Origin of the sequence: Serratia sarumanii (assembly GCF_029962605.1) — a bacterium.
In the GTDB taxonomy this organism is placed as follows: Bacteria; Pseudomonadota; Gammaproteobacteria; order Enterobacterales; family Enterobacteriaceae; genus Serratia; species Serratia sarumanii.
The window spans coordinates 3,845,433-3,868,712 of sequence record NZ_CP124750.1 but is presented as its reverse complement, the minus strand read 5'-3'; the positions used below and the strand labels follow the sequence as shown (position 1 = coordinate 3,868,712).

24 protein-coding genes and 1 other RNA gene are annotated in these 23,280 nt (G+C 58.9%); 15 read left to right on the top strand and 10 right to left on the bottom strand.

The genetic code is table 11. The features are described 5' to 3' along the window. Positions 1–23: 23 nt before the first annotated feature. The 3 genes from SSARUM_RS18370 to smpB form a co-directional block, all read right to left on the bottom strand. On the bottom strand, positions 24–740 hold the full coding sequence (locus tag SSARUM_RS18370) for a colicin Z family toxin (protein WP_071883843.1): 717 nt from the start codon (positions 738–740) through the stop codon (positions 24–26). 588 nt (positions 741–1,328) lie between these two features. Further along, positions 1,329–1,692: a transfer-messenger RNA gene (gene ssrA, locus SSARUM_RS18365) on the bottom strand. Between the two features lie 49 nt (positions 1,693–1,741). Continuing rightward, positions 1,742–2,224, bottom strand: a complete 483-nt coding sequence (smpB, locus tag SSARUM_RS18360) for an SsrA-binding protein SmpB (RefSeq protein ID WP_016929804.1) — start codon at positions 2,222–2,224, stop codon at positions 1,742–1,744. 161 nt (positions 2,225–2,385) lie between these two features. On the opposite strand from smpB, the gene SSARUM_RS18355 reads away from it, so the two are divergent. Together SSARUM_RS18355 and SSARUM_RS18350 are read left to right on the top strand one after the other, a co-directional pair. Continuing rightward, entirely contained in the window at positions 2,386–2,820 is a 435-nt protein-coding gene (locus tag SSARUM_RS18355) for a type II toxin-antitoxin system RatA family toxin (RefSeq protein WP_033648948.1), read from the top strand. Next, positions 2,813–3,097 (top strand): RnfH family protein, encoded by a 285-nt coding sequence (locus SSARUM_RS18350; RefSeq protein WP_004929098.1) that lies wholly within the window; start codon positions 2,813–2,815, stop codon positions 3,095–3,097. The genes SSARUM_RS18355 and SSARUM_RS18350 overlap by 8 nt, the downstream gene beginning before the upstream one ends. Before the next feature lie 118 nt (positions 3,098–3,215). Here the strand turns inward: SSARUM_RS18350 and bamE are convergent, their stop codons facing one another. The 3 genes from bamE to nadK form a co-directional block, all read right to left on the bottom strand. Beyond that, positions 3,216–3,554, bottom strand: a complete 339-nt coding sequence (gene bamE, locus SSARUM_RS18345) for an outer membrane protein assembly factor BamE (protein ID WP_004929101.1) — start codon at positions 3,552–3,554, stop codon at positions 3,216–3,218. Positions 3,555–3,794: 240 nt separating this feature from the next. Next, on the bottom strand, positions 3,795–5,456 hold the full coding sequence (recN, locus tag SSARUM_RS18340) for a DNA repair protein RecN (RefSeq protein WP_033648947.1): 1,662 nt from the start codon (positions 5,454–5,456) through the stop codon (positions 3,795–3,797). An 86-nt stretch (positions 5,457–5,542) separates the two neighbouring features. Beyond that, entirely contained in the window at positions 5,543–6,421 is an 879-nt protein-coding gene (gene nadK, locus SSARUM_RS18335) for an NAD(+) kinase (RefSeq protein WP_060430565.1), read from the bottom strand. A 125-nt stretch (positions 6,422–6,546) separates the two neighbouring features. Here nadK and grpE point away from each other — a divergent pair, with 125 nt between their 5' ends. Continuing rightward, positions 6,547–7,131 (top strand): nucleotide exchange factor GrpE, encoded by a 585-nt coding sequence (gene grpE, locus SSARUM_RS18330; RefSeq protein WP_025159545.1) that lies wholly within the window; start codon positions 6,547–6,549, stop codon positions 7,129–7,131. A 56-nt stretch (positions 7,132–7,187) separates the two neighbouring features. Here the strand turns inward: grpE and ung are convergent, their stop codons facing one another. After that, positions 7,188–7,871: a uracil-DNA glycosylase gene (gene ung, locus SSARUM_RS18325; protein WP_033635636.1), complete on the bottom strand. Its 684-nt coding sequence runs from the start codon at positions 7,869–7,871 to the stop codon at positions 7,188–7,190. 346 nt (positions 7,872–8,217) lie between these two features. On the opposite strand from ung, the gene grcA reads away from it, so the two are divergent. From grcA to SSARUM_RS18310, 3 genes are all read left to right on the top strand, one after another. Further along, complete coding sequence (grcA, locus tag SSARUM_RS18320; RefSeq protein WP_004929114.1) at positions 8,218–8,601, top strand: autonomous glycyl radical cofactor GrcA; 384 nt, start codon at positions 8,218–8,220, stop codon at positions 8,599–8,601. Positions 8,602–8,784: 183 nt separating this feature from the next. Beyond that, entirely contained in the window at positions 8,785–9,747 is a 963-nt protein-coding gene (locus tag SSARUM_RS18315; protein ID WP_060430563.1) for a DUF2974 domain-containing protein, read from the top strand. Next, positions 9,740–10,495, top strand: a complete 756-nt coding sequence (locus tag SSARUM_RS18310) for an ankyrin repeat domain-containing protein (protein WP_060427118.1) — start codon at positions 9,740–9,742, stop codon at positions 10,493–10,495. The genes SSARUM_RS18315 and SSARUM_RS18310 overlap by 8 nt, the downstream gene beginning before the upstream one ends. Before the next feature lie 55 nt (positions 10,496–10,550). Here the strand turns inward: SSARUM_RS18310 and srmB are convergent, their stop codons facing one another. Continuing rightward, positions 10,551–11,870 (bottom strand): ATP-dependent RNA helicase SrmB, encoded by a 1,320-nt coding sequence (gene srmB, locus SSARUM_RS18305; protein ID WP_039568581.1) that lies wholly within the window; start codon positions 11,868–11,870, stop codon positions 10,551–10,553. 99 nt (positions 11,871–11,969) lie between these two features. Between srmB and trmN the strand changes: the two genes are divergently transcribed. Beyond that, a complete protein-coding gene (gene trmN / locus SSARUM_RS18300) occupies positions 11,970–12,749 on the top strand; it encodes a tRNA(1)(Val) (adenine(37)-N(6))-methyltransferase TrmN (RefSeq protein WP_039568577.1) in 780 nt (259 codons plus the stop codon). A 38-nt stretch (positions 12,750–12,787) separates the two neighbouring features. Here trmN and nadB read toward each other — a convergent pair whose 3' ends face one another. Further along, a complete protein-coding gene (nadB, locus tag SSARUM_RS18295; RefSeq protein ID WP_170310565.1) occupies positions 12,788–14,389 on the bottom strand; it encodes an L-aspartate oxidase in 1,602 nt (533 codons plus the stop codon). A gap of 214 nt (positions 14,390–14,603) precedes the next feature. On the opposite strand from nadB, the gene rpoE reads away from it, so the two are divergent. From rpoE to rseC, 4 genes are read left to right on the top strand one after another with little or no spacing between them, the layout of a single operon-like run. Continuing rightward, complete coding sequence (gene rpoE, locus SSARUM_RS18290) at positions 14,604–15,179, top strand: RNA polymerase sigma factor RpoE (RefSeq protein WP_004929136.1); 576 nt, start codon at positions 14,604–14,606, stop codon at positions 15,177–15,179. 30 nt (positions 15,180–15,209) lie between these two features. Further along, positions 15,210–15,863: an anti-sigma-E factor RseA gene (gene rseA, locus SSARUM_RS18285; RefSeq protein ID WP_016929795.1), complete on the top strand. Its 654-nt coding sequence runs from the start codon at positions 15,210–15,212 to the stop codon at positions 15,861–15,863. Continuing rightward, a complete protein-coding gene (gene rseB, locus SSARUM_RS18280; RefSeq protein WP_033635628.1) occupies positions 15,863–16,822 on the top strand; it encodes a sigma-E factor regulatory protein RseB in 960 nt (319 codons plus the stop codon). Before rseA ends, rseB begins: the two co-directional genes overlap by 1 nt. Next, a complete protein-coding gene (rseC, locus tag SSARUM_RS18275; protein ID WP_033635627.1) occupies positions 16,819–17,295 on the top strand; it encodes a SoxR-reducing system protein RseC in 477 nt (158 codons plus the stop codon). Before rseB ends, rseC begins: the two co-directional genes overlap by 4 nt. Here the strand turns inward: rseC and SSARUM_RS18270 are convergent. Beyond that, entirely contained in the window at positions 17,292–18,128 is an 837-nt protein-coding gene (locus SSARUM_RS18270; RefSeq protein WP_039568573.1) for a hypothetical protein, read from the bottom strand. The genes rseC and SSARUM_RS18270 overlap by 4 nt on opposite strands. Positions 18,129–18,647: 519 nt before the next feature. Between SSARUM_RS18270 and lepA the strand changes: the two genes are divergently transcribed. From lepA to era, 4 genes are all read left to right on the top strand, one after another. Continuing rightward, positions 18,648–20,447 (top strand): translation elongation factor 4, encoded by a 1,800-nt coding sequence (lepA, locus tag SSARUM_RS18265; RefSeq protein WP_033648940.1) that lies wholly within the window; start codon positions 18,648–18,650, stop codon positions 20,445–20,447. Between the two features lie 32 nt (positions 20,448–20,479). After that, positions 20,480–21,457 carry a signal peptidase I gene (lepB, locus tag SSARUM_RS18260; RefSeq protein WP_033635624.1) on the top strand — a complete coding sequence of 326 codons (978 nt, stop codon included), beginning with the start codon at positions 20,480–20,482 and terminating at the stop codon, positions 21,455–21,457. A 236-nt stretch (positions 21,458–21,693) separates the two neighbouring features. Beyond that, positions 21,694–22,374 (top strand): ribonuclease III, encoded by a 681-nt coding sequence (gene rnc / locus SSARUM_RS18255; RefSeq protein ID WP_004929158.1) that lies wholly within the window; start codon positions 21,694–21,696, stop codon positions 22,372–22,374. Next, positions 22,371–23,279: a GTPase Era gene (gene era / locus SSARUM_RS18250; RefSeq protein WP_004929162.1), complete on the top strand. Its 909-nt coding sequence runs from the start codon at positions 22,371–22,373 to the stop codon at positions 23,277–23,279. Before rnc ends, era begins: the two co-directional genes overlap by 4 nt. The last annotated feature ends 1 nt before the right edge of the window (position 23,280 follow it).

The window sequence follows — 23,280 nt, the reverse complement described above, 5'->3', positions numbered from 1 at the left end:
GGTGGCTTCGTTCAACTAACCTGCTATTTCTCTGGAAATTCAAAGGTGACAGTTACAGGGTTTGAATGTGACTTTACCCTGATGTAAGTATTTCCGATTCCTGTGGCTTTTATTGTGTATGATCCTGGTCCCATTGTGTTAATGGTTTTCATTCCACTATGTTCCGGGTATTTTATCTCCACATCAAAAGATGACTCCATATTCGATGAAGGATTAAAATTGACGGTATAGACGTTAGGGGAATTTTCGTTAGCAAAGGAGTTTAATAACTCAATCCACTCACTCCACACACCAGGCGCAGCAATGACGCGTTTGTGTTGAATTGGACCGATGTAAGGCACGGTACAAACGCCGTTATTTCTTGCGTCGCGGGCTTTTTGCAGTCCTTTCATCACTTCAGCTTTGTTTATTCTCCGAAGTGGTGCAAACTTTGTTCTATAGACTTTTTTAGCTTCTTCCACGTTCCCACTTTTCAGAGAGTTAATGAGATTTTGGTAGTCTCTGCTATTTTTGATATAGGGACAATTCTTTTCCCCACAAATGATGCAGATATTATTTTCCAGTGCTTCTTTCACTTCTTCAGGAAACCAGTCAGATATCGAGCCGGGGTTTAATTTGAGGTCGTTCCATTCCCATGCATTGGTTACATGACTCCAACTGGTATTGGCTTCGGGCGGCTTACCTCCGTTACAGTTGAAGCCATCATAGGTTACTTTGTTGTTATGTGGGGTTCCACTCATAGCGCTTTCCTTTTTGCGATTAAATAGCTTGTGCAGAAATCTGTATGTACAACCAGTACTTTACTCTGTCGATACTGTTACAGCGATTGACCCGTGTTGTGCCATTGCTCCCACAACATCGCCACTGTATGCATGTCAGCGCATGGAGGCGGCAGCTGAGCTGCAAGAGAACGTCAACAGATCAGAATCGTCAGTCGCGTGGTGTTAGCGGGCCGCCAACGAGCGTGTTAGGCCTCCAAATAACCGCCAACTTCACCATGAACACAAAAATCGATGTTACAGTTCAAGGGGCGTGTTCACTAAGTAATCAGAAATGATGACAAAACATAGGAGTACGATGGGATGAAGACAGTGCTGCTCGGCCTCGCGGAGAATACTGATGATTTGTTCGTCGGAAAAACGCTTCTTCATGGGGATGTCCTCATGTGGCTCATGAAGACATGACTAACATCATGGTGTATTAATCAATGGGGCAGGTCAATTTAGCTTGGTATTATTGATTTTTGCAAAAACAAAAAAGCCCGCAACCGAAGTTGCGGGCTTTTTCGCTATTATCGCCGGGTCTATCTGGTTCACTGGCGACGTATTTGGTGGAGCTGGCGGGAGTTGAACCCGCGTCCGAAATTACTACACCGTCGGCACTACATGCTTAGTCCAATCTTTACATTCGCCGGCCAGCTGCGGATGGACACGCTACTGACAGACTAGCCTGATTGAGTTTAACGCTTCAGCCCCAGGCAGGACATCCACGCGATCTCTTTTGGGTTTGACCTCTCTTGATCCCCGTCCTAAGAGCGGAGGCTAGGGAGAGAGGGCTCTAAGCAGGGTATTAAGCTGCTAAAGCGTAGTTTTCGTCGTTTGCGACTATTTTTTTGCGGCTTTTTACGAGGCCAACCGCCCCTCGGCATGCTCCTAGGGCTTCGCAAATCCCGTCGAATCCAGAATCAGCCCCAAGTAACTTTGTGCAGTATACCAGAAGTTTACTTCGATAAGCCAGCGGCTTAACGATTGGCGTGCTTCATGATACGGGCTTTCGCCGTCTGCCATTCGCGATCTTTGATGTCATCGCGTTTGTCGTGCTCTTTCTTGCCTTTGGCTACGCCGATCTTGATCTTGCTCCAGGCATTTTTCCAATACAGGGACAAGGCCACCACGGTGTAGCCATCGCGGTTGACGCGGCCGAGCAGGGTATCTAGCTCGCGTCGGTTCAGCAGCAGTTTACGGGTACGCGTCGGATCGCACACCACATGCGACGAAGCCACGTTGAGCGGGGTGATGGTGGCGCCAAACAGATAGGCTTCACCGTCACGGAACGTCACGTAGCTGTCGCTGAGGTTGGCTTTGCCTGCACGCAGCGATTTAACTTCCCACCCTTGCAGCGACAGGCCCGCCTCGAACTCTTCTTCAATGAAGTATTCGAAACGCGCGCGCTTGTTTTGAGCAATGGTGGCGGAACCGGGTTTGTGTGCTTTTTTCTTTGTCATAGTGCGTTCATTATACTGGATGCTTCAGCGAAAGAAATCCTTTCCCGTTCAGCACCTGCGCAATTTTTCGCATTTTTGGCGCCCCCATCCCTTAGCAGATTTTTTGTTTGCCGCCAGATAAATGGTATTATCTGTACGTTTTATGTCTCACAGGAAATGATATGCCCCAGATCAGTCGGTCTGCATTAGTGCCGTTCAGCGCCGAGCAGATGTATCAGTTGGTTAACGATGTTCATTCTTATCCCGATTTTCTGCCAGGTTGCACCGGCAGCCGGGTGCTTAACGCTACCTCCAACGAAATGACCGCCGCGGTGGACGTCGCCAAGGCCGGTATCAGCAAGACCTTCACCACGCGCAATACGCTGTTGGATAACCAGAGCATCAATATGCAGCTGGTCGATGGCCCGTTCCGCAAGCTGATGGGCGGTTGGCAGTTCACGCCGCTGAGCGAAGAGGCCTGCAAGGTGGAGCTGCACTTGGACTTCGAGTTCACCAACAAACTGATTGAGCTGGCGTTCGGCAAGGTGTTCAAAGAGCTGGCGGGCAACATGGTGCAGGCATTCACCCAGCGGGCGAAAGAGGTCTACAGTGTCTGACATCCAGGTCGAGGTGGTGTACGCCTTGCCGGAGCGCCAGTACCTGCGCAAGGTGAAGCTGGCCGAGGGCAGCAGCGTCGAGCAGGCGATCCAGGCTTCGGGCCTGCTGGAGCTGCGCCAGGATATCGATCTCAAGAGCAACAAAATCGGCATCTACAGCCGCCCGGCCAAGCTGGGCGATACGCTGAACGACGGCGACCGGGTGGAGATCTACCGGCCGCTGATAGCCGATCCGAAAGAGCTGCGCCGGCAACGGGCAGAAAAGGCAAAAAAATAAGGCGCTTATAGCGCCTTATTTTTTTATCTGAAACTGATTTTCTCTTCCGCGTTGCAGCCTGCGACTGTCATGAGGAACACCATGCCCCCTCATGGGCCGGAAGAGCGGGCGGCGCCGATTACTTGGTCAGCGCCGGTTTGTTCTGGATGTCGGTCAACACGCCTGCGCTGTCGAAGGTCAGCGTCAGCGTCTGCTGGGTGATGTCTTCATGGCCAGGTTGCTGACGGAACACATAGAACCACGTCTGAGTCCCGAACGGGTCTTGCAGCATTGGGGTGCCCAACGTGTAAGCGACCTGTTGCTGGGTCATCCCTTTCTGAATTTTCGCCACGTCGGTCGACGTCAGGTAGTTCCCCTGGTTGATGTCAGGACGATAAACCACCTTTTCAAAAGTAGAACAGCCTGCAGTCAGCATCACAAGAACTACAGCGGCGGCAGTCAGCGTTTTACAGCGCATAGTAATCACATTCCTTTAGGGCATAGGATGCCGATGATAATAGACCTTGCGGCAGTTGGAAACCTTTATACCCTTCATCTTTCAAGTTGCGACGCGTTGGCTTTCTTTCAGCACCTCAAGCGCTTGACCTGTTTCAGGCCGTTGAGGAGGCTTCGAATCGCCGCCGCGCCGCACTTTAGATATCTTTCGGGTCAACAGCGTCACTGTCAGACCGCAGGAAAGTGAAAAAGTTGAGCTTTTTTATGCCGCCAGCAATTCTTTGGCGTTCGCCAACGTATTGCGGGTGACTTCACTGCCGCCGAGCAGGCGCGCCAGCTCCTGCAGCCGGGCGCGTTTATCCAGCGGCGCCATCTGGGTTTCGGTGACCGTGCCGTCGGTCTGCTTGCTGACGAACAGGTGTTGATGCCCGCATCCGGCCACCTGCGGCAGGTGGGTCACGCACATCACCTGGGTGGATTCGCCGAGCTGGCGCAGCAGGCGGCCGACGATGGCGGCGGTCGGGCCGCTGATACCCACGTCCACCTCATCGAAGATCAGCGCCGGGGTTTCCATCTTGCGGGCGGTGATCACCTGAATCGCCAGCGCGATGCGTGACAGCTCACCGCCGGAGGCGACCTTCGCCAGTGGCTGCAGCGGCTGCCCCGGGTTGGTGGAGACGTAGAACTCGGTGCGGCTGGCCCCTTCGGCGCTCAGATGCTGCGGCTCGAAACGCACGTCGATGTTGAACTTGCCGTGCGGCATGGAGAGCGCCTGCATGCTGTCGGTGATGAGCGTGGTCAGCTCGGTGGCGTAATGCAGGCGTTTCTGATGCAGCTGCTCCGCCAGCGCCAGCGCCTGCTGGTGATGCAGGGTGACCGCCTCGTTCAGGTGTTCATGGTCGCTTTCCTGCTGTGAAAGCAGCTGCTGCTCATCCAGCAACTGCTGATGCAGCTGCGGCAGCTCTTCCGGTGCAACCTGGTGTTTGCGCGCCAGGCTGATTTGGCGCGACAGGCGCTGTTCCAGCTCGTGCAGGCGATTGGGATCGAGATCCATGCGATCGGCGTAGTGGCGCAGCTCGTCGCTGGCTTCGCTGATCTGGATAGAAGCCTCTTCCAGCATGTCCAGCAGGCCGCTGAGCTTATCGTCCAGCCCGGCCAGCTCGAGCAGCAGGTGCTTGGCGCTGTAGAGCTGGCTGAGCATGTTGTTCTCGTCGCTGTCGGCCAGCAGCTGCAGCGTCTGCTGGCTGAGGGTCAGCAGCTGGCCGCTGTTGGCCAGGCGCTTGTACTCGGCGTCGATCTGTTCGAACTCGCCGGCCTGCGGCGCGAATTCGTTCAGCTCTTTCAATTGGTATTGCAGCAGCTGCTTGCGCGCTTCGCGCTCGATGGACTGCTGCTGATGGTGCGCCAGCTCGCGACAGCTCTGGTGCCAGCGTTGGTAGGCCTGGCTCATCGCCGCCAGCAGGGCGGGTTCGTCGGCGTAGGCGTCGAGCAGCGATTTTTGGTGCTCCGGCTTGAGCAGCAGCTGATGGGCGTGTTGGCCATGGATTTGAATCAGGCGTTGCCCCAGCTCGCGCAGCTGCGACAGCGGCACGGCGGTGCCGTTGATAAAGCCGCGCGAACGGCCGTCGGCATTGATCACCCGGCGCAGCAGGCATTCGTTGCTGTCGTCCAGCTGGTTCTGTTCCAGCCATTCGCGCGCGGACGGGGTGTCCGCCAGCGAGAAGCGGGCGCAGATGTCGGCGCGGGCGGCTCCCAGGCGCACCACGTTGCCGTCGGCGCGGTTGCCGAGGCACAGCCCCAGCGCATCGATGGCGATGGATTTGCCGGCGCCGGTTTCACCGGTGATCGCCGTCATACCCGGTTGAAAATCGATTTCCAACTCACGAACGATAGCAAAGTTGCTGATGGTTAATTGCGCCAGCATGGGAACCTTCCTGTGTATAAACACATAACTGTAGTTTCATACAGTATAAACTGGTTTTATATACAGTAAAGTGGCCGGCGCAGATTTTAGAACAATTTTTTCGACCAGCCCAGTTTGGTGCTTAACGTGTTGAAATAGCTGTAGTCCTTCGGGTGAATCAGGTTCAGGTGGAAATCGCTGCGGCGGATCAGCACTTCTTCGCCTTCCTGGATCGGCAGCGCGATCTGGCTGTCGCAGCTGATCTCCAGATCGCTGCCGATCTGCGAAAACTTCAGGCGGATGGTGCTGTCGCCGTTGATCACCAGCGGCCGGGCGGAGAGGGTATGCGGGAACATCGGCACCAGCGCGATTGCCTCCAGCGACGGGGTGAGGATTGGCCCGCCGGCGGAGAGCGAGTAGGCGGTGGAGCCGGTCGGCGTGGCGATGATCAGGCCGTCGGAGCGCTGCGAGAAGGCGAAGCGATCGTCGATGTACACCTCGAATTCGATCATGTGCGCCACTTTGCCGGGGTGCAGCACCACTTCGTTGATGGCGGTGCTGATGCGGCACTGCTGGTGCCCTTTATGCACGATGGTTTCCAGCAGGAAACGCTGTTCGTCGATGTACTCGCCTTCCAGCACGTCCGCCAGCTGCTGCAGGGCGTTGTCGGGATCGAGATCGGTGAGGAAGCCGAGGTTGCCGCGGTTGACCCCGATCACCTTGATGTCGTAGCGCGCCAGCACGCGCGCGGCGCCGAGCATATTGCCATCGCCGCCGACCACCACCGCCAGGTCGGCGCGCTGGCCGATATCCGCCAGGCTGCCGGTCACGGCGTCTTTCAGCCCTAAATCATGAGCGATCTGGCGTTCGACCATCACCGAATAGCCGCGGGCGACCAGCCAGTGGAACAGCATCTCGTGGGTTGCCAGCGCTGAAGGGTGACGCGGGTGGCCAACAATGCCAATACAGGCGAATTTTTTATTCATTTGTTGTGATTTTCCTCACCGGGAGCCGTTTATGCCCCACATTGTGACCGGTTGACTTGAAACCCCGGTTTTGATCCCCATAATAAGCCAAGTTGCGAGATTAATGCTAAAACGCGGAGATATTCATGAGTAGTAAAGAACAGAAGACGCCAAACGAGCAAGTCTCGGAAGAAATGGAACAACACGCTCACCACGAGGATACGCTGCCGGAAGCGGCGGAAGGCGTCGATCTGCGCGATGCGCGTATCGCCGAACTGGAAGCCCAACTGGCGGAAGCTCAGCAGCACGAGCGCGACAGCCTGCTGCGCGCCAAAGCCGAAGCGGAGAACATCCGCCGCCGCGCCGAACTGGACGTCGAGAAAGCGCACAAGTTCGCCCTGGAGAAATTCTCCGGCGATCTGCTGCCGGTGATCGACAACCTGGAGCGCGCGCTGGATCTGGCGGATAAAAACAACCCGGAACTGGCCGCGATGATCGAAGGCATCGAGCTGACGCTGAAATCGCTGCTGGACGTGGTGCGTAAGTACGGCATCGAGATCGTCGGCGACGTCAACGTGCCGTTCAACCCGGAAGTGCATCAGGCGATGAGCATGATGGAATCCGCCGATCATCAGCCGAACCACGTGATGATGGTGATGCAGAAAGGCTATACGCTGAACGGCCGCCTGCTGCGCCCTGCGATGGTTGCGGTCTCCAAAGCCAAGGCGTAATCGCCCCGGCAACGGCATAAAGAAAGGCACCCGAGGGTGCCTTTTTTGTCTCTGGACTACGCCTGCGGCAGGCGCGGCATCCAGTCGATCGGCGTGAGCCCTTGTTGCTCCAGCAGCTGATTGGCCTGCGAGAAGTGGCGGCAGCCGAGGAAGCCGCGGTGGGCGGAGAGCGGCGACGGGTGCGGTGCCTTCAGCACATGGTGGCGGTTGCGGTCGATAAAGTTGCCTTTCTTCTGCGCGTGCGAGCCCCACAGCAGGAACACCACGCCTTCGCGGTTCTCGTTCAGGGCGGCGATCACTTTATCGGTAAAGGTTTCCCAGCCCAGGTTGGCGTGCGAGTGCGCGCGGCCGCCTTCCACCGTCAGCACGGTGTTGAGCAGCAGCACCCCCTGTTCGGCCCAGCTTTGCAGATAGCCATGATCCGGGCGTTCGAAACCGGGAATATCAGTCGCCAGCTCTTTATACATGTTCACCAGCGACGGCGGCGCCGGCACGCCGGGGCGCACCGAGAAAGAGAGGCCGTGCGCCTGATTGGGGCCGTGGTAGGGATCCTGGCCGAGGATGACGACTTTGACGTCCGCCAGCTCGGTATAGCGGAAAGCGTTGAACACGTCCTTCTGCGGTGGATAAATGGTCTTACCGGCTTGGCGTTCAGCGGCAACAAAGGCGAGCGTTTCAACAAAATAGGGCTGCTCTTTCTCTTTGCCGATCACGTCATGCCAGGTGAGGGAGGTGGCCATAAACGCTCTCCTTTGTTTTCTTTAGCAATTCATGGGCTATAGCTTACCGTGTCGGCTCGCGCAGCGAAACCCGCTTTTCATTTCTCGCCGCTGCGTCTTATGCAATTAATTTTGAAAATTTACAAAAATAATTGGTTTTTGCCGCAGTGGGAAAATTGATATAAAACATAAATTTGCCCCTTCACGCCTTGTGCCTACCCGGTAAAAATTGACTTTAATCAAGGAACTGGCTTGGTCAGGCTGGTATACAGAACAACAAGACAACAATGGTTTTACCAAATGGCCGAAACCAGAATTGGGTTTTCTCACGACGTGAATTTTTACGCCCTTGTACGGAGGCAACATAATGATTACCGGTATTCAAATTACCAAAGCGAACGACCAGGCGCTGGTGAATTCTTTCTGGCTGCTGGACGATGAAAAAGCGGAAGCTCGCTGCGTGTGCGCCAAGGCCAACTACGCGGAAGATCAGGTTGTCGCGGTGAGCGATCTGGGCCAGATCGAATACCGTGAAGTGCCGCTGGAAATGCAGCCGACCGTGCGCGTGGAAGGCGGCCAGCACCTGAACGTCAACGTGCTGCGTCGCGAAACCCTGGAAGACGCGGTCAAGCACCCGGAAAAATACCCGCAGCTGACCATCCGCGTGTCCGGCTATGCGGTGCGCTTCAACTCCCTGACGCCGGAACAGCAGCGCGACGTTATCGCCCGCACCTTTACCGAAAGCCTGTAATTTGCGGCGCAGTCAATCAGGGAGCTTCGGCTCCCTTTTCTGCGTTTGACGGCCGAAAATCGAACGCGGATCACATTCTGCACAAAGATAAGCATTTCTAATACAGAACTCATCCGACCTGCCGATAGCTAAATCAGCACCTATTCAGGTGCTAAATAAAAAGTCTATCGACAAGGAGTCGGCATGAGTATGCCTTTAAGTTTTACCTCTGCAGTATCCCCGGTGGCCGCGATCCCTACACCTCGCGCCGCTGCCGAGACGGCGACGGCGGCGCTGCCCGCGGCAACGCCGGCAAATCCGGCGCCGGTGGCCTCTCCCTCTCAGAACACGCTCAATGCGCAGAATCTGTTGAATACGCTGGTCGGCGATATCTCAGCGGCGGCGCCGACGGCGGCGGCAGCGCCGGGCGTGACGCGGGGGCAGCAATCGCAGGAGGGGGATTATGCGTTGGCGCTGTTGGCCAAGGACGTTTATTCACTCAATGGCCAGGGTGCCGCCGGGTTCAACCGCCTGAGCGACAGCGCGCTGCTCGGTTTTGGCATCGATCCCGCCAGCCTGCACGACGCGGGCAGCGGTTTCCAGGCCGGGATTTACAGCAACGACAAGCAGTATGTGTTGGCGTTCGCCGGTACCAACGACTGGCGCGACTGGCTGAGCAACGTGCGGCAGGCGACGGGCTATGACGATGTGCAGTACAATCAGGCGGTTGCCGCCGCCAAAAGCGCCAAGGCGGCCTTCGGCGATGCGCTGGTGATCGCCGGCCATTCGCTCGGCGGTGGTCTGGCGGCCACGGCGGCGCTGGCGACTGGCACCGTCGCGGTCACCTTCAACGCGGCCGGAGTGTCGGATTACACCCTGAATCGCCTGGGCATCGATCCGACGGCGGCGAAGAAAGATGCCGAAGCCGGCAGCATTCGCCGCTACAGCGAGCAATATGACATGCTGACCAGCACCCAAGAATCGACCTCGCTGATCCCGGATGCCATCGGCCACAACATCACCCTGGCCAACAACGATACCCTGACCGGCATCGATGACTGGCGGCCGAGCAAGCATCTGGAGCGCAGCCTGACGGCGCACGGCATCGACAAGGTGATAAGCTCGATGGCGGAACAAAAGCCGTGGGAGGCGAAGACCAATGCCTGAAGGGCGTCGCTTGCGGTGGGCGCTGGCGATAGCCTTACTGGCGCTGGTCGCGGTGACCGGTTTACTGATGATGGCTAAGGAGCAACAGATGGGGCAGGAGATTTCGCCGTTTGACGGCCACAGCAATCTGGCGCTGGCTCAGGCGGTGGCGCGCGGCGATACGCAGGGCATCCGTGCGCAGGCCACGCAGGATCGTTTGCGCGAGCGGGGCGATCGGCAGGTCACGCTGTTGCAGTGGGCGGTGCTTTCGCAGCAGCCGGGTAGCGTGCAGGCGTTGCTGGATCTCGGGGCCGACCCGGCGGCGGCGGGGCTGGACGGCAACAGCGCGCTGCACACCGCGGCGATGTTGCAAGACGCGCAGTACCTGCGGTTGCTGCTGACCGAAGGGGCGCAGGTGAACGTGCGCAATGCCGTTACTGGTGCCACGCCGCTCGCGGCGGCGGTGCTGGCCGGGCGCGAAGATCAACTGCGGCTGTTGCTGGCGGCCGGGGCGGACACCACCTTGAGCGATCGGCTGGGGGATACCCCGCTGCATCTGGCGGCGAAGATTAACGCGCCGCACCTGGCGCTGCTGTTGTTGCAGGCCGGGGCCGATGCCCGGGCGCGCAACCAGCAGGGCTTTGCGTTCCAGTTTTATTTCTCGCAAACGCCGGCGCATTTGCAGAATGACGAGCTGAAGGCGCAGTTCCGCGAACTGGACAAATGGCTGCAGGGGCACCGCTTGGGCACGCACTACGCGCAGCCGTAAACGCCCATAAAAAAACCGCCTGTACAGGCGGTTTTTTCTTAGGCAGCGATGGTTATTACGCGTCGCCGGCCGGTTTGGCCTTCGCCTGACGGCGTTTGCCGACGTTTTTGGCGTCGCGATGGCGCACTTTTACCTTGGCCTTTTCTTTGTTCCTCGCTTTATCTTCCGCGCGTTTGGCCAGCACTTTCTTCGATGGCTTGCCGTTGCTCTTCTCGTTCGGCACCTTGGTTTTTGGCCGCAATTCGTCGATCACGCGCGCTTTCAGCGGCTCGTTCAGGTAACGGCCCACTTTGCCCAGCAGCAGATGGTCGTGCGCTTCCACCAGCGAAATGGCGGTGCCTTTGCGCCCGGCGCGGCCGGTACGGCCGATGCGGTGTAGGTAGGTGTCCGCCGTGCGCGGCATGTCGAAGTTGAACACGTGGGTGATATCGAGGATATCCAGACCGCGCGCGGCAACGTCGGTGGCCACCAGCACGTTAACCCGGCCATCCATCATGCGTTTGACCGCTTCGTTGCGTTTGGCCTGCACCATTTCGCCTTCGAGATAGCAGGTGTTGATGCCCGCTTCGCGCAGCCAGGTGGCCAGCTCGTGCACGCGCTCGCGTTTGCGCACGAAGATCACCGATTTCTGCACGTCCGGCTGCTTCAGCAGGTGGATCAGCAGCGCGGTTTTGTGCTGCACGTCATCGGCGCGGTAGTACCACTGCAGGATCTTTTTGCGTTCGCGGCGCGACGGATCGGCTTCCACTTCCACCGGCTCTTTCAGAATGCGCTCGGCGAATTCGCGAATTGCTTCGCCTTCCAGCGTGGCGGAGAACAGCAGCGTCTGGTTGCGCCAGCGGGTTTCGGCGGAGATGGTTTCGATGTCCTGCGCGAAGCCCATGTCGAGCATGCGGTCGGCTTCGTCGAGGATCAGGGTTTCCACCGCGCGGCAGTCGAAGTTCTCTTCTTTAATGTATTGCAGCAAACGGCCGGTGGTGGCGACCACCACGTCCTGGTTTTCGCTGAACACTTCCGCGTGGTTCATGTAAGCGACGCCGCCGGTGATGGTGGCGATATCCAGCGAGGTATGAGCAGCCAATTCACGCGCCTGATCGGCGACCTGCATCGCCAGTTCACGCGTTGGCGTCAGGATCAGCACGCGCGGCGGGCCGGATTTTTTGCGCGGGAAGTCCAGCAGGTGCTGCAAAACGGGCAGCAGGAAGGCGGCGGTTTTGCCGGTGCCGGTCGGAGCCGAACCTAAGACGTCGCGCCCGTCCATCGCCGGCGGGATCGCAGCGGCCTGAATGGCGGTGGGGCGATCGTAGCCTTTGTCGCGCAGCGCGTCGATCAGGCGATCATCGAGTTCGAGTTCGGAAAAAGTGGTTGCTGTCATGGTCTACCTCTACTTGGGGCGCCGATTATAGACGGGTTGGCCGCGATCTTCACCTATTTAAGCGGAAAGCCGCTCTTTTCCCGCCGATCAGATTGCCTTATGCTACGCCAGTTTTATAGCCAGGTGGTGAGTGTGAGCAAGCGATCGAAAGCCGATTTTACCCCGCGCCGCGGGGGTTTTACCTTTAAACAATTCTTTGTCGCCCACGATCGTTGTGCCATGAAAGTGGGCACCGACGGGGTGCTGCTCGGCGCCTGGGCGCCGCTGGGGCAGGCGCGCCGGGTGCTGGACATCGGCAGCGGCAGCGGGCTGATCGCGCTGATGCTGGCGCAGCGCAGCGGCGACGAAGTGACCATTGACGCGGTGGAGCTGGACGAAGCCGCCGCCGGCCAGGCGCGCGAAAACGCGGCGGCATCGCCGTGGCCACAGCGCATCCGCGTGCATGCGCAGGATATTCACCATTATGCGCAGCGGCATGCCGCTGAGTATGATCTGATCGTCAGCAATCCGCCGTATTTCGAGCCGGCGGTGGCCTGCCGCGACCAGGCGCGCCACAACGCGCGCTACACCGAAACCCTGACGCACGAGGCGCTGTTGGCCTGTGCGGCACAGCTGCTGGCGGCGCAGGGGACGTTCTGCGTGGTGCTGCCGCACGATATCGGCGCCGAATTCGAACGCCTGGCGCAGCAAAGCGGCTGGCACACGGCGGCGAAAGTGAACGTCAGCGATCGGGCCGATACGCCGCTGCACCGGGTGCTGCTGGCGCTGACGCGGCGGGAAACGCCGCTGCGGGAGCAGGCGCTGGCGATCAAGCAGGCCGACGGCAGCTACACCGACGATTTCCGCCATTTGATCGCTGACTTCTATCTTTTCTACTGAAAAGAAAAGGGCGCCGATTAGGCGCCCTGTCGCAGCGTTTAAGGCTGCAAAATGGTCGGCAGCGCTTCCGGCAGCAGATCCGGGTAGTCCAGCGTGTAGTGCAGGCCGCGGCTCTCTTTGCGCGCCATGGCGCTGCGCACGATAAGCTCTGCCACCTGCACCAGATTGCGCAGCTCCAGCAGGTTGTTGGAGATGCGGAAGTGAGCGTAGTACTCGTCGATTTCCGCCTGCAGGGTGTTGATGCGGCGCAGGGCGCGCTCCAACCGCTTGGTGGTGCGCACGATGCCGACGTAATCCCACATGAACAGCCGCAGCTCGTGCCAGTTGTGCTGAATCACCACCCGTTCGTCCGCATCGTCCACCCGACTTTCATCCCAGTGCGGCAGCTGTTTGGCCTGCTGGATGAACGGCAGGCGCTGCAGAATGTCTTCCGCCGCCGACCAACCGTACACCAGGCACTCCAGCAGCGAGTTCGACGCCATGCGGTTGGCGCCGTGCAGGCCGGTATAGCTGACCTCGCCGATGGCGTACAGCCCGTCGAGATCGGTGCGGCCGTGCTGATCGACCATCACGCCGCCGCAGGTGTAGTGAGCCGCCGGGACGATCGGGATCGGCTGCCGGGTCAGATCGAAGCCCAGCGTCAGCAGCTTCTCGTGGATCATCGGGAAGTGCTGGGTGATGAACTCCGCCGGCTTGTGGCTGATGTCCAGGTACATGCAGTCGGCGCCCAGGCGCTTCATTTCATGGTCGATGGCGCGGGCGACGATATCGCGTGGGGCCAGTTCGCCGCGCGGGTCGAAATCTGGCATAAAGCGGCTGCCGTCCGGGCGCTTCAGGTAAGCCCCTTCGCCGCGCAGCGCTTCGGTCAGCAGGAAGTTGCGCGCCTGCGGATGGAACAGGCAGGTCGGGTGGAACTGGTTGAACTCCAGGTTGGCGACCCGGCAGCCGGCGCGCCAGGCCATGGCGATGCCGTCGCCGGAGGAGATGTCCGGGTTGGTGGTGTATTGGTATACCTTGGCCGCGCCGCCGGTCGCCAGCACCACCGTTTTGGCGCGGTAGGTTTCCACCCGCTCCAGCTCGCGGTTCCAGACGTACGCGCCCACCACTCGGCGCGTGCCCGGCAGGCCGATTTTGTTCGAGGTGATGAGGTCAACCGCGTTGCGGCGCTCCATCACGCAAATATTGGGGTGAGCGCTTGCTTTCCCCACCAGCGTGGTCTCTACTTCCTTACCGGTCGCGTCCGCGGCGTGCAGGATGCGGCGATGGCTGTGGCCGCCTTCGCGCGTGAGGTGATAATGCTCCTCGCCCTGCGCGTTGACCTCGGTATCGAACAGCACGCCCTGATCGATCAGCCACTGCACGCAGTGGCGCGCGTTGCCGGCGATGAATTCGACGGCCTCTTTGTCGCACAGGCCGGCGCCGGCAATCAAAGTGTCATCAACGTGTGAGGCAATGCTGTCCGTCTCATCGAACACCGCGGCGATCCCGCCCTGGGCGTAAAAGGTGGCCCCCTCGCTGAGCGGCCCCTTGCTGAGAACGGTAACCTTGCAATGCTGTGCCAGGCGCAGCGCCAGTGACAGGCCCGCAGCGCCGCTGCCGACGATCAGTACATCGCTTACATGTTCAGATGATGGTTGCATAACGTATGATGTGTGCAGAAGAAGAGTGAATTTCATGTTAGCCTAACTGTCCGGGCAAAAGCCACGGATAGGGTGACATCAACAGAAAAAACAATGGCGATATGGAACTTCGTGTTCTATATGAACTCCAAGCGAGTGCTTGCTCAGGAAAATAATGTATGGCTGGCAGTACAATTTTACGCGTGGAGACGGATTTGGGGAGAGTTTACCTCGGATGAGCGAGCAGTTAACGGATCAAGTTCTGGTCGAGCGGGTCCAAAAGGGCGATCAGAAATCGTTTAACCTACTGGTAGTGCGCTATCAGCATAAGGTGGCGAGTCTCGTTTCCCGCTATGTGCCGCAGGGCGATGTGCCCGATGTGGTGCAGGAGTCGTTTATCAAGGCCTATCGCGCACTGGAATCGTTCCGTGGCGACAGCGCTTTTTATACCTGGTTGTATCGAATCGCCGTGAACACGGCAAAGAATTATCTGGTTGCTCAGGGGCGCCGTCCGCCATCCAGTGATGTGGACGCCAACGATGCGGAAAATTACGAAAGTGCGGGCGCACTGAAAGAAATTTCGAACCCTGAGAACTTAATGTTGTCAGAAGAGCTGAGACAGATAGTTTTCCGTACCATTGAGTCGCTCCCCGAGGATCTTCGCATGGCGATTACCCTGCGGGAGTTGGATGGTCTAAGCTACGAAGAGATAGCCGCCATCATGGATTGCCCGGTCGGAACCGTACGTTCGCGTATTTTCCGCGCCCGGGAAGCTATCGATAATAAAGTTCAACCGCTGATCCAGCGTTAGCAATGGCGGGCACAGGAAGGGTACTTAGGCATGCAGAAAGAAAAGCTTTCCGCTCTGATGGATGGTGAATCGTTCGACAGCGAGCTGTTGAGTTCTCTGTCGCAAGATCGAACGCTTCAACAAAGCTGGCAGAGCTATCACCTGATACGTGACACACTGCGAGGTGATGTCGGGCAAGTGATGCATCTCGACATCGCCGATCGCGTAGCCGCTGCACTTGAGAAAGAACCCGCCCGGCTGGTGCCTTCCGCCGTTCAGGAATCTCAGCCGCAGCCTCACACCTGGCAGAAAATGCCGTTCTGGGACAAAGTGCGTCCCTGGGCGAGCCAGATTACGCAAATCGGTATGGCGGCCTGCGTGTCGCTGGCGGTGATCGTCGGCGTGCAGCAGTACAACCAGCCTTCTGCGCCATCGAACGCGTCCGAATCGCCGGCCTTCACCACGCTGCCGATCATGGGCCAGGCCTCGCCGGTCAGCCTGGGCGTCCCGGCCGACAGTTTCTCCACCGGCAGCGGCCAACAGCAGCAGGTGCAGGAACAGCGCAAGCGCATCAACGCCATGCTGCAGGACTATGAACTGCAACGTCGCCTGCATTCGGATCAGCTGCAGCTTGAGCAAGGCAACCCGCAACAGGCCGCCATTCAGGTTCCCGGAACTCAGTCTTTAGGAATGCAACAGCAGTAATGAAGCAAATCTGGTTCTCCGTTTGTTTATTGACGGGCAGCCTGCTCTATTCCAGCATCGCCCCGGCGCAGCCAACTGCGTCCGGGGCGTTATTGCAACAGATGAGCAGCGCCAGCCGTTCTCTCAATTACGAGCTCGCCTACATCAGCATCAGCAAGCAGGGAATCGAGTCGTTGCGCTATCGCCATGCGGTGATCGGCAACGTGCCGCTCGGCCAGCTGCTGCATATGGACGGCCCGCGCCGCGAAGTGTTGCAGCGCGGCGGCGGGATCAGCTACTTCGAGCCTGGCCTGGAGCCGTTCACGCTCACCGGCGATCACATCGTCGATGCGTTGCCGGCGATCGTCTATGCCGATTTCACCCGCCTGGCCAAGTACTACGACTTTATCTCCGTGGGCAGCACCCGCATCGCCGATCGGCCGTGTGAAGTGCTGCGCGTGGTGGCGCGCGACGGTTCCCGCTACAGCTATATCGTCTGGATGGACGAGGACACCAAGCTGCCGCTGCGGGTGGATCTGCTCGATCGCGACGGCGAAACGCTGGAGCAATATCGGGTGATCTCCTTCGCGGTCGGCGCCGACGTGCAGGGCGCGATGCAGGGGCTGCTCAAAGCCAACCTGCCGCCGCTGCTGTCGCTGCCGGCGGTAGAAAACGTCAAGCTCAGCTGGAGCACCGGCTGGCTGCCGGCCGGGGTGGACGAGGTGGCGCGCAATCGCCGAAAATTGCCGAACGTCGCCGTGCCGGTTGAATCCCGGCTCTACAGCGACGGCCTGTTCAGCTTCTCGGTCAACGTCAGCCCGGCGGGCAGCGGAGCCGGGCAGCAATACTACCGTCAGGGGCGCCGCACCATTCAGACCGAAGTGCGCGCGGGCAACGAAATCACTATCGTGGGCGAATTGCCGCCGGCTACGGCCAAGCGCATCGCCGACAGCATTTCTTTCAAGGTATCGCCGCAATGATGAAAGAGTGGGCCACGGTGGTTTCGTGGCAACAGGGCGTAGCGCTGCTGCGCTGTGAACCCAAGGCCGGCTGCGGCAGCTGCACCGCGCGTTCCGGCTGCGGCGCGCGCGCGCTGAACGAGCTGGTGCCGGAAACCGAGCATCAGCTGCAGGTGCATATCGATCAGCCGCTCGAACCGGGGCAGCGCGTTGAAGTCGGCATTGCGGAAGGCAGCCTGCTGCGCTCCGCCATGCTGGTTTACCTGACGCCGCTGCTGGGCATGATGCTGGGCGGCACGTTGCTGCAATATTGTTTCGGCAGCGACGCCTCGGCGGCCGTCGGCGCCGTACTGGGCGGCGCGGCGGCCTTTATGCTGGCGCGTCGGTTGGCCCGGCGTCTGGGCGAGCAGGCCGATTATCAGCCGGTGGTGCTGCAGATTGGGTTGCCGCCTACCGCGATGCGCATGCAGGCGGAAAATTCCCCGCTGATTTAAACCGACGGCCGCGTCATCGCCGGGTTGTGATAGGCGGGGATGCGGTTGTGGATCATATGCTCCAGCAGCGCGATGAACAGATCGGCGCTGAGCAGCGAATCGTAGTTAATCGCGAACAGCACATTTCCCTGGCCGTCGAGCAAGCGGATGCCGCGCTGCGGATGGTTTTCCACCGCGCGGATCTGCTCGAGCGGCACGTTGCCCCGCTCCGTGGTCAGCAAGGTGGCGCTCAGCCGCAGCGTTTCGGTCGGCGTGCCTTGCCGCTTGCCGAGCAGCAGTTGCCACAGCCAGCGCGCGTCGCCCTCAACGGTGTGAAACGACACCGTCTCCCCTTGATAGAGCGCATTCAGCGCCAGCGGCCCGCGCTGCTGCAGCTGTTGGTCGACGATCACGTCTGCCAGCCGCCACGAATGGGCGACATTGCTGAAAACCGTACACCAGGGCTGATCCACGCCGGCGCGGAACGCCGTGACGTCAAACAGCCCGCCAAAAGCCTGGCCGCCGCGAAAGCGATAGATATCGCCGATCTTCTCAAACGGGATGAAGCGCTCTTTGTGATGGTGGCCGTCAAAGACCCGCACGCCGTGCTCGTACAGGCGATAGGTCAGCGTCGGACGCAGATAATGCCGCAGCGCCAGCAGCGTACAACCGAGTAAAATCGTGCCCGCGCCGGCCTGCAATAGCGTGATGACCTCGCTCTCATCAATGCTGCTCAGCAGCGGCAGCACCAACAGCGCCGCCCCCGCGCTAAACAGCAGCGCCGCCGCCGCCAGAATGCCCCAGTTGACCTTTGAAAAATCGTGCCGGCTCAGCATTTGCCCTTTATCGATCATAATGCACCTTCCAATCAACGTACGGAGATATGCTGGTGAACCCCGGTGGGCTGCCGATGTAGTGCCCTGAATAATGTTTTGTCGCGGAGTTCATGCCCTTTCTATCCGAGGGGCGGTGGTGGCGTATATGGGGTTTTTCCTAAAGGAAGATGGGTGAGATGGAAATCTAAGAGGTTGATCCAAATATTCTTTTTTTATAATTTCGGAGAGGGTTTATTGCGCTGCGGCCGGTTATGTATTAGCGCCGGAGTTTGGCGGCCACGAATCACCGGCAAGCCTTGGGTTCAGGCCGTATCGTCCGCGTTAACATCTGTTTTCACCCGCCGGGGCGCCCTGTAACATTTAGCGGCGCATAATAGAATGCCTTCACTGCACCGATCGCTAGGTTTTCAGTGGTGTGGCATGTAGAATGCAGCGATTCAGGTGCAAGACGGCCTAACCCATTCACTGTCGCTTTAGGTCCATGCGGGTTTCTATAGGCGAGTAATTCAGAAATACCAAGGCAGAAAAACTTTTATAATGAAGCATATACGAAATTTCTCCATTATTGCCCATATTGACCACGGTAAGTCGACGCTGTCTGACCGCATTATCCAAATCTGCGGCGGCTTGTCTGACCGTGAAATGGCCGCGCAGGTGCTCGATTCCATGGATCTGGAGCGCGAGCGCGGCATCACCATCAAAGCGCAGAGCGTGACGCTGGATTATAAGGCGCTGGATGGGCAGACCTATCAGCTCAACTTTATCGACACCCCCGGCCACGTTGACTTCTCCTATGAAGTTTCCCGCTCGCTGGCGGCCTGCGAAGGCGCGCTGCTGGTGGTGGACGCCGGTCAGGGCGTCGAAGCCCAGACGCTGGCCAACTGCTACACCGCGATCGAAATGGATCTGGAAGTGGTGCCGGTGCTGAACAAAATCGACCTGCCCGCCGCCGATCCGGATCGCGCCGCACAGGAAATTGAAGACATCGTCGGCATCGACGCCACCGATGCGGTGCGCTGCTCGGCCAAAACCGGCGTCGGCGTGCCCGACGTGCTGGAGCGTCTGGTGCGCGACATCCCGCCACCGCAGGGCGATCCGGATGCGCCGCTGCAGGCGCTGATCATCGACTCCTGGTTCGATAACTACCTGGGCGTCGTGTCTCTGGTGCGCGTCAAGAACGGCACGCTGCGCAAGGGCGACAAGATCAAGGTCATGAGCACCGGCCAGGTGTACAACGCCGACCGCCTGGGCATCTTCACGCCGAAGCAGGTCGATCGCGACGTGCTGAACTGCGGCGAAGTGGGCTGGCTGGTCTGTGCGATCAAAGACATCCTCGGCGCGCCGGTGGGCGATACCCTGACGCAGGCGCGTCAGCCGGCGGATAAAGCGCTGCCGGGCTTCAAGAAAGTGAAGCCGCAGGTGTATGCCGGTCTGTTCCCGATCAGCTCCGACGATTATGAGTCCTTCCGCGATGCGCTGGGCAAGCTGAGCCTCAACGACGCCTCCCTGTTCTACGAGCCGGAAAGTTCCACCGCGCTGGGCTTCGGCTTCCGCTGCGGCTTCCTCGGCCTGCTGCACATGGAGATCATTCAGGAGCGTCTGGAGCGTGAATACGATCTGGATCTGATCACCACCGCGCCGACGGTCGTCTACGAAGTGGAAACCACCGGCAAAGAAGTGATCTACGTCGACAGCCCGTCCAAGCTGCCACCGTTGAACAACATCCAGGAACTGCGCGAGCCGATCGCCGAATGTCACATGCTGATGCCGCAGGAATACCTGGGTAACGTCATCACCCTGTGCGTCGAGAAGCGCGGCGTGCAGACCAACATGGTCTACCACGGCAACCAGGTGGCGTTGACCTATGAAATCCCGATGGCGGAAGTGGTGCTCGACTTCTTCGACCGCCTGAAGTCCACGTCGCGCGGCTATGCGTCGCTGGATTACAACTTCAAGCGCTTCCAGGCCTCCGACATGGTGCGCGTGGACGTGCTGATCAACAACGAGCGCGTGGATGCGCTGGCGCTGATCACCCACCGTGACAACTCGCAGTACCGCGGCCGTGAACTGGTGGAGAAGATGAAAGATCTGATCCCGCGTCAGCAGTTCGACATCGCGATTCAGGCGGCGATCGGCACGCACATCATCGCGCGTTCCACCGTGAAGCAGCTGCGTAAAAACGTGCTGGCGAAATGCTACGGCGGTGACGTCAGCCGTAAGAAAAAGCTGCTGCAGAAACAGAAAGACGGTAAGAAACGCATGAAGCAGGTCGGCAACGTCGAACTGCCGCAGGAAGCGTTCCTGGCCATTCTGCACGTCGGTAAAGACGGCAAGTAACCGCGACGAGTTCGCGAAACGAGGGAGTTTGCATGGCGAATATGTTTGCCCTGATCCTGGCGTTGGCCACCCTGGTCACCGGGATCATCTGGTGCTTCGAGCGCTTCAAATGGGCGCCGGCCCGCCGCGCGAAGATCGCGGCGGTCAACGCACAGACCGCGGGCGCCGTAGACGATAAAACGCTGGCGAAAGTGGCGAAGCAGCCAGGCTGGGTGGAGACCGGCGCATCGGTGTTCCCGGTGCTGCTGCTGGTCTTTGTGGTGCGTTCGTTTATTTACGAACCGTTCCAGATCCCGTCCGGCTCAATGATGCCGACGCTGTTGATTGGCGATTTCATTCTGGTGGAGAAATATGCCTACGGCATTAAAGATCCGATTACCCAGACCACGCTCATTGAAACCGGCCATCCGAAGCGCGGCGATATTGCGGTATTTAAATATCCGCTGGATCCGAAACTGGATTATATCAAGCGCGTGATCGGCCTGCCGGGCGACCGTATTACTTACGATCCGGTGAATAAGCGCGTTACCGTGCAGCCGTCCTGCAACAGTGGGCAGTCCTGCGATACCGCGCTGGCGGTGACCTACGCCGACGCGCAGCCGAGCGACTTCGTGCAGTTGTTCAGCCGCAGCGGCATGGGCGAGGCCAGCAACGGCTTCTACCAGATCCCGCTGAGCGATAACGTGCCGCCGGGCGGCATTCGCATGCGCGAGCGCCAGGAAAGCCTCGGCAACGTCACGCATCGTATCCTGACCGTGCCGGACGCGCAGGATCGGGTGGGCGCTTACTACCAACAGCCGGGCAAACCGCTGGCGGAGTGGGTGGTGCCGGCCGGGCATTACTTCATGATGGGCGACAACCGCGACAACAGCGCGGACAGCCGTTACTGGGGCTTTGTGCCGGAGAAGAATCTGGTGGGTAAAGCCACGGCCATCTGGATGAGCTTTGAAAAGCAGGAAGGTGAGTGGCCTACCGGCGTGCGTTTCAGCCGGATCGGCGGCATTCATTAATCGCTGACTGATTCCCTGTTAATTTCACGCCGCAGCCTACTGCGGCGTGAAAGATTAAGGGGATATAAAACACAGCATTATGTTTCCACTCGTTGTAGAATACTTTCTCGAGCGATAAAAAGTTGGCCCCTGCTGGGAGCCACTGCAAACGAAACAGCTTTGGATCGGCTTTCGGCGAAGCAGGCCTGTTCCGTATGCTGCAAGTTTTTGACGCATTCTTGATCTATTGGTAACTCATGAACCCCATCGTAATAAACAGGCTGCAGCGGAAGCTGGGCTACACTTTTCAACAGCAGGAGCTTTTACTGCAGGCTTTGACTCACCGCAGCGCCAGCAGTAAACACAATGAACGTCTTGAGTTTCTGGGTGACTCGATTCTGAGCTTTGTCATCGCCAATGCGCTCTATCACCGCTTTCCTCGCGTAGACGAGGGCGATATGAGCCGCATGCGCGCCACGCTGGTGCGCGGCAACACGCTGGCGGAGATGGCGCGCGAGTTTGACCTGGGCGAATGTCTGCGGCTTGGGCCGGGCGAATTGAAAAGTGGTGGGTTCCGCCGCGAGTCAATCCTGGCGGATACGGTGGAGGCATTGATCGGCGGCGTGTTCCTGGACAGCGATATCCAGACCGTCGAGCGTCTGATTTTGGACTGGTATCGCAGCCGGTTGGACGAAATCAGCCCCGGTGATAAGCAGAAAGACCCGAAAACCCGTCTGCAGGAGTTTTTGCAGGGGCGTCATCTGCCGTTGCCTTCTTATTTGGTGGTGCAGGTTCGCGGAGAAGCGCACGACCAGGAGTTTACCATCCACTGCCAGGTGAGTGGTTTGAGCGAGCCCGTAGTGGGCACCGGCTCGAGCCGCCGTAAAGCCGAGCAGGCGGCAGCGGAACAAGCGCTGAAAAAGCTGGAGCTTGAATGAGCGAAGTAAAACAACACTGCGGGTTTATCGCCATCGTCGGCCGCCCGAACGTGGGCAAATCGACGTTGCTGAACCAACTGCTGGGGCAGAAGGTTTCCATTACGTCGCGTAAGCCGCAGACGACCCGTCACCGCATCATGGGCATCGACACCGATGGCGCCTATCAGGCGATCTACGTCGACACCCCAGGGCTACACATCGAAGAAAAACGCGCCATCAACCGCTTGATGAACCGCGCGGCCAGCAGCTCGATCGGCGACGTTGAACTGGTGATCTTCGTGGTTGAAGGCACCAACTGGACCGCCGACGACGAAATGGTGGTCAACAAGCTGCGCAGCCTGCGCTGCCCGGTATTGCTGGCGATCAACAAGGTCGATAACGTCACCGACAAATCCAAGCTGTTGCCGCACATCGCGTTCCTCAGCCAGCAGATGAACTTCCTCGACGTGGTGCCTATCTCCGCCGAAAAAGGCATGAACGTCGACACCATCGCCGGCATCGTGCGCAAGCTGCTGCCGGAAGCGGAACACCACTTCCCTGAAGACTACATCACCGATCGCTCACAGCGCTTTATGGCCTCCGAGATCATCCGCGAGAAGCTGATGCGTTTCCTGGGCGAAGAGCTGCCGTACTCGGTGACGGTAGAAATCGAACAGTTCGTGGCCAACGATCGCGGCGGCTACGATGTGCACGGCCTGATCCTGGTCGAGCGCGAAGGCCAGAAGAAAATGGTCATCGGCAACAAGGGCGCCAAGATCAAAACCATCGGCATCGAAGCGCGCCAGGACATGGAACAGATGTTCGACGCCAAAGTGCATCTCGAGCTGTGGGTGAAAGTGAAATCCGGTTGGGCGGACGACGAACGTGCGCTGCGCAGCCTGGGCTATGTTGACGATCTGAAGTAAC

Coding starts and splice junctions, on each gene's coding strand:
- SSARUM_RS18370 (WP_071883843.1), bottom strand. CDS start 740: ATGAGTGGAACCCCACATAACAACAAAGTAACCTATGATGGCTTCAAC.
- smpB (WP_016929804.1), bottom strand. CDS start 2,224: ATGACAAAGAAAAAAGCACACAAACCCGGTTCCGCCACCATTGCTCAA.
- SSARUM_RS18355 (WP_033648948.1), top strand. CDS start 2,386: ATGCCCCAGATCAGTCGGTCTGCATTAGTGCCGTTCAGCGCCGAGCAG.
- bamE (WP_004929101.1), bottom strand. CDS start 3,554: ATGCGCTGTAAAACGCTGACTGCCGCCGCTGTAGTTCTTGTGATGCTG.
- recN (WP_033648947.1), bottom strand. CDS start 5,456: ATGCTGGCGCAATTAACCATCAGCAACTTTGCTATCGTTCGTGAGTTG.
- nadK (WP_060430565.1), bottom strand. CDS start 6,421: ATGAATAAAAAATTCGCCTGTATTGGCATTGTTGGCCACCCGCGTCAC.
- grpE (WP_025159545.1), top strand. CDS start 6,547: ATGAGTAGTAAAGAACAGAAGACGCCAAACGAGCAAGTCTCGGAAGAA.
- ung (WP_033635636.1), bottom strand. CDS start 7,871: ATGGCCACCTCCCTCACCTGGCATGACGTGATCGGCAAAGAGAAAGAG.
- grcA (WP_004929114.1), top strand. CDS start 8,218: ATGATTACCGGTATTCAAATTACCAAAGCGAACGACCAGGCGCTGGTG.
- SSARUM_RS18315 (WP_060430563.1), top strand. CDS start 8,785: ATGAGTATGCCTTTAAGTTTTACCTCTGCAGTATCCCCGGTGGCCGCG.
- SSARUM_RS18310 (WP_060427118.1), top strand. CDS start 9,740: ATGCCTGAAGGGCGTCGCTTGCGGTGGGCGCTGGCGATAGCCTTACTG.
- srmB (WP_039568581.1), bottom strand. CDS start 11,870: ATGACAGCAACCACTTTTTCCGAACTCGAACTCGATGATCGCCTGATC.
- trmN (WP_039568577.1), top strand. CDS start 11,970: ATGCTACGCCAGTTTTATAGCCAGGTGGTGAGTGTGAGCAAGCGATCG.
- nadB (WP_170310565.1), bottom strand. CDS start 14,389: ATGCAACCATCATCTGAACATGTAAGCGATGTACTGATCGTCGGCAGC.
- rpoE (WP_004929136.1), top strand. CDS start 14,604: ATGAGCGAGCAGTTAACGGATCAAGTTCTGGTCGAGCGGGTCCAAAAG.
- rseA (WP_016929795.1), top strand. CDS start 15,210: ATGCAGAAAGAAAAGCTTTCCGCTCTGATGGATGGTGAATCGTTCGAC.
- rseB (WP_033635628.1), top strand. CDS start 15,863: ATGAAGCAAATCTGGTTCTCCGTTTGTTTATTGACGGGCAGCCTGCTC.
- rseC (WP_033635627.1), top strand. CDS start 16,819: ATGATGAAAGAGTGGGCCACGGTGGTTTCGTGGCAACAGGGCGTAGCG.
- SSARUM_RS18270 (WP_039568573.1), bottom strand. CDS start 18,128: ATGATCGATAAAGGGCAAATGCTGAGCCGGCACGATTTTTCAAAGGTC.
- lepA (WP_033648940.1), top strand. CDS start 18,648: ATGAAGCATATACGAAATTTCTCCATTATTGCCCATATTGACCACGGT.
- lepB (WP_033635624.1), top strand. CDS start 20,480: ATGGCGAATATGTTTGCCCTGATCCTGGCGTTGGCCACCCTGGTCACC.
- rnc (WP_004929158.1), top strand. CDS start 21,694: ATGAACCCCATCGTAATAAACAGGCTGCAGCGGAAGCTGGGCTACACT.
- era (WP_004929162.1), top strand. CDS start 22,371: ATGAGCGAAGTAAAACAACACTGCGGGTTTATCGCCATCGTCGGCCGC.